1 protein-coding gene is annotated in these 5,166 nt (G+C 33.5%); it reads left to right on the top strand.

Annotated features, from left to right (window positions below; genetic code table 11):
- The first annotated feature begins 140 nt into the window (after nt 1-140).
- Entirely contained in the window at nt 141-5,021 is a 4,881-nt protein-coding gene (locus AC3A8L_RS19565) for a GEVED domain-containing protein (protein WP_487963953.1), read from the top strand.
- Nucleotides 5,022-5,166 lie beyond the last annotated feature (145 nt).

The raw sequence follows: 5,166 nt of genomic DNA, 5'->3' as shown, positions 1-5,166 counted from the left end.
AATCGTGCTTAATCAGTCCCGGACGTCCGGGAAGGTTCGAGCCCTAGAGGAGGAGTATTATAGGTCAGGTTATTTTTAAAAATAACCTGACCTTTTTATTTTGTATATTTGATATGATAAAATACTTAACCCCCTTTACAATGAAAAACTTTACACAAAAATTTATTTTACTATTTGCTCTTTTGTTTACTATGAGTTTTACAGTATGTGGTCAAGAAGAAAGTCACACTCAGACTTTATCATTTCCTCAAGGATGGTCATTGTTTTCTGTAAACACATATCCTAGTAGTGGTCTTACTATTGGGACTCTATTTGATAATGTTTCAGATGATGTTATTATAATTAAAAATTATTTAGGAGGAGCTTATTTACCTGCATTTGAATTTGATGGTATTGGTGATGTAAACCATTCAGAGGCTTACGCTATCAAAACATTAAATCCAATTACTTTGAACATTACGGGTCAATTAATTTCTCCTGAAGATGTAAATATTGACTCCGAATCAAATCTCAATTTCATCTCTTATCCAAGAGTAGATTCTATTCCTGTCCAATGTGTTTCGAATATATTTTGGCTAAGAGACTACAAAGGCAATATATTTATTCCAGGAGTTATTGATCAGATTGGTGATTTGATTCCTGGACATGGATATGTAACAGGACCAATTTCACAGTTTACGTATCACTCATATCAAGATCAATGTCCAGAGTCCACCATGGATTTTACAAACTCTACTGCCATTAATTTAGATGTAGTGCCTGGTATGGCGGGTACAGGTTTAACCTATGTGTTAAGTGATGCGTCTTGGTTAAATATCCCTCCAGAAAATTCTGATATAGGAATATATAATGTTGAAGGTGAGCTATTAGGTGCTTCTAGATATACTTCTCCATATACTGCTATTACTTGTTTCGTAAAAGACGATACCTCCACTGAGGAAGCAGAAGGATGTGTAGATGGAGATGTTTTATCATTAAGAATATTTACAGAAGATAATCAATTCATCGAAGTGTCTTCTGGAGAAGTGTTTAATTGTAGTTCAGATGGAGGCGGTTATTCTTTTTCTTGGAATTACTCATCATCTCCATTTTTAAATTGGAGTCAAAATGATGTTGAAATATCTGGATGTACTGATGAGTTAGGTTTAAACTATAATCCAGAGGCCACTATTGATGATGGATCTTGTGAGTATGAGCAGGAGATAATTGGATGTACTGATGAGTTAGGTTTAAACTATAATCCAGAGGCCACTATTGATGATGGATCTTGTGAGTATGAGCAGGAGATAATTGGATGTACTGATGAGTTAGGTTTAAACTATAATCCAGAGGCTACTATTGATGATGGTTCTTGTGAATATAATGGAGATATTGAATACTGCATACCTAATGGTCAATCAAATTCAAGTCACAGTATTAACAGATTTGTTCTAGGAGATATAGATAGTGGCTACACTCCCGGAAGTTCTACTAGTTCATCCACTTATTCCAATCGAACTGAAATAGAAGTTGATTTAATCTCTAATCAAACATATAATTGTTATGCTCAATTAGTTAATAACAATTCATCAAATAAGATAATTGAAATTTATGTTGACTTTAATATGGATTTTGATTTTATGGATGATAATGAGCTACTGATATCATACCAAACTGGCAACCAAAGTGGAACAGCTAATTATTATTTTGGAGTAAATATGCCAAACTTTACTGAAATAAATGCTCCAGGAGGCGAAACTAGACTCAGAGTAGTAACATATCTCCAAAATCAATATTTTAGTCCAAATAGTAGTTGTATAGAAGTAAATAATTATCAGGGAGAGACAGAAGATTACACTGTTAATTTAATTCATAGTGGATGTACTTTCCCACTTGCTCCTAACTTTAATGATCTTGCAACTCATGATGATGGGTCATGTATCCCCCGCACTGCTTATATCCCGGATACTGAATTACTTAATTATCTTCAGACAGAGTATCCGGATGTCATTGTAAATGATTCACTTAATATTGAGCAAGCACACTTAATTACGTCGATTAATATTAATCTCGATATAGACGGTGTACCTACTTTTGACATTTCGTCTTTTGATGGTTTAGAATCATGCTCTTATATCGAAGAGCTTAGAATTGAAGGCTCTTCTGTTTCAGATTTATCTCCACTATACAGCAATACAGGCATAAGATGGCTTACTATTCAAGGAGGTAATATTACCTCTGAAACTATTAATTCACTATTATCAATTCAAACTAGTATTGAAGGTATTGAAATACAAGATAATTCATCAATTGGCGAATTGAATTTATTATTACCAAATCATTTTATGGATATGATAATCATTGTGAATACTGAAATTGAAAGTATTAATTTGATGGTTGATGGATTAACATATATTGATATCATTGGTAATAACAACCTTCAAACCATTAATGGAATTGGTGATTTTGATATTCACACAATGCTTCAGATAGCTGAAAACGAAAGTTTAACATCTATTAGTGGATCTACATTATCTGATAATTATAATGAATTTAATTGGCAACTAGAATCAGTATATGTTTATGGTAATCCGTTTTTAAACTCATGCTGTCCGCTAGGAGGTTTTCCAAATTATGTTATTAATTCATTTGGATTAAGTTATGCTGATAATGGCGAGAATTGTAGTTCTGGAAATGCAATAAACGCTTATTATGAAGCGAATTGTGCACCTGGTTGTACGGATTCTTTAGCGTTAAACTACAACTCAAACATCACTGAAGATGATGGCTCATGTGAATATTGTCCTGAAATAGAGGTTATAGCAGCTATTTCTAATATAAGCTGTATTACAAATGATGCTGATGTTTCAATCACGGTCTATCCTGCAGATAACTACAATTTTGATTGGTCTAATGGTCAAAATACGTCTACTTTATATGACATACCTAATGATTCTTATACAGTTATAGTATCAAATGAGGATGGCTGTAGTGAAAGTTTAGACATTGTTCTTGAAACACCTTCCGAGATAACTATTGAAGCAAATGTTATTGATGATGATCTAGGACAGTGTCAGGGAGAAATCCTTACAACAATTTCTGGTGGTGGTGAAGATTATAGCTTCCAATGGTATGACGACAACAATCAGACTACTCAAAATGCGACTAATTTATGCGCAGGTAATTATCTAATAGAAGTTACTGATGGTTCAGGCTGCTCTGCGTCAGCTAGTTTTGATGTTGGTGGTGGTATTCCATGGACCTATGGCATAACCGGAAGTAATCATTCTCTATTTATTCAAGATTCTACCATTTTCAACCTATATGAGTCTGAAATTAGTTTTGGTGATTTTATTGGTGCTTTTTATATGGATGAATCAACTGGTGAATTAAAATGTGGTGGTTATACTATTTGGCAAGAGACACAAGTTGTAATTCCAGTTTGGGGGGATGATCCTGATACTGAGCAGAAGGATGGTTTCTTTGAAAATGATTTAATTACTATTGGTGTGTATAATAATTCTGAGGGAAGAGAATATTTTGGAGAGTCTATTTTCTTTAACAATTTTACAAATTCTCAATATTTTGCAACAAATGGTTTTAGTTCATTACAAGAATTTAATGGAATGCCAAGTCCAACATGGCATGTTGAAAATACAGGTAACTCTCACTCTATTATGCTCACTGAATTTAATCCATATATTGGTGAAGAAGCATTATTATATGGAGATTTTATTGGAATTTTCTTCAATGATCAAGATGGTAATTTAAGATGTGGAGGGAAAACAATATGGACCGGACAAAATAATAGTCTTACAGCATGGGGTGATGATCCATTTACGCCAGAAAAAGATGGATTTACTGAAGGAGAAACGTTTATTTTGAAAGTTTGGAAAACATCTGAGCTCGAATCTTTCAATACAATGCCTACATTTTCTCCTAATTTTAATCTTGGAAACTACGCAGTTAATGGAATGAGCGTTCTATTGGCTCTGAATACTAACGTTAATCAAACTTTAAATTTACCTGGTGGTTGGTCTATGTTTTCATTAAATATAATACTAGATGATTTTAGCACCCCTAACGTTTTTTCTCAAATTATTGATCAAGTTAGTTTGGTGAAGAATTACCTAGGTATGGCCTATTTACCTGAATGGAATTACAATGGTATTGGAGATTTAAATAATACCGAGGGGTATCAAATTAAATTAAGTAGCCCTCAATCATTAACATTATCTGGAGGTTATGTTTATCCCGAAAATCACCCTCTAAATCTTCCAAGTGGCTGGAGTATGATAAGTTATTTAAGAACTGTAGCAGCTGATGCTAGTAATGTTTTAGCTGTATTAAATGAAACTGGGAATCTGCTAATTGCAAAAAACTATCTCGGATTAGCTTATTTACCTGATTGGAATTATAATGGTATAGGTGATATGGTTCCCGGACAAGGTTACCAGATTAAATTAGTTGAAGCTGACACCTTAGTTTATTTTGGCAATAATACTGAATATAGAATTACTGCTTTACCTGCAATTAATACTCAAACATCATGGTGTAAAGCCCCAATTCATACTGACAATAATATGACTGTTATAATTCCTGATAATGCTTGGGATAAACTTCCAAGTAACCATGCTGAAATTGTAGCATATGATGAGTTGGGTAAAATTATTGGTTGTGCGAAATACACCTCACCTGTTACTGTTTTAACATTATGGGGTAATGATGAAATTAGCCCTAATAAGGATGGAATGTATGTCAGTGAGAAAACATCTTTTAAAGTGTTAGACAATGATTTAATTAGTAACCTGAAAATTAAAGTATGGACTGAAGGATCTGAAGTGTATGAGGTTAATGCTATTAATGTTGCTTCTTCTATCGTAATTCAAACTGAGGATTTAGAGTTTGATAATTTAAACAACAAATCGCTTGTAAAAATCATTAACCTACTTGGGCAAGAAGTTAACGAATCAACTTCTGGAAAAGGAAGGCTTCTCTTTAGAGTATTTGATGACGGAAGTGTAGAGAAGTTTATAAAATAAATCAAAAAAGCCACTCAATATGAGTGGTTTTTTTATTCCATAAACTTCTTGAGATCATTCCAAAATCGGTTCGAACGAGAACCTACAAGGGGAGCATTTGAAAGCCTTGCCGGTTATCCGGGAAGGCTTTTTTTGTAGCTGAGTA

Source organism: Marinagarivorans sp. (genome assembly GCF_982758155.1).
This window is presented reverse-complemented; position numbering and strand designations above follow the sequence as displayed.

Coding starts and splice junctions, on each gene's coding strand:
- AC3A8L_RS19565 (WP_487963953.1), top strand. CDS start 141: ATGAAAAACTTTACACAAAAATTTATTTTACTATTTGCTCTTTTGTTT.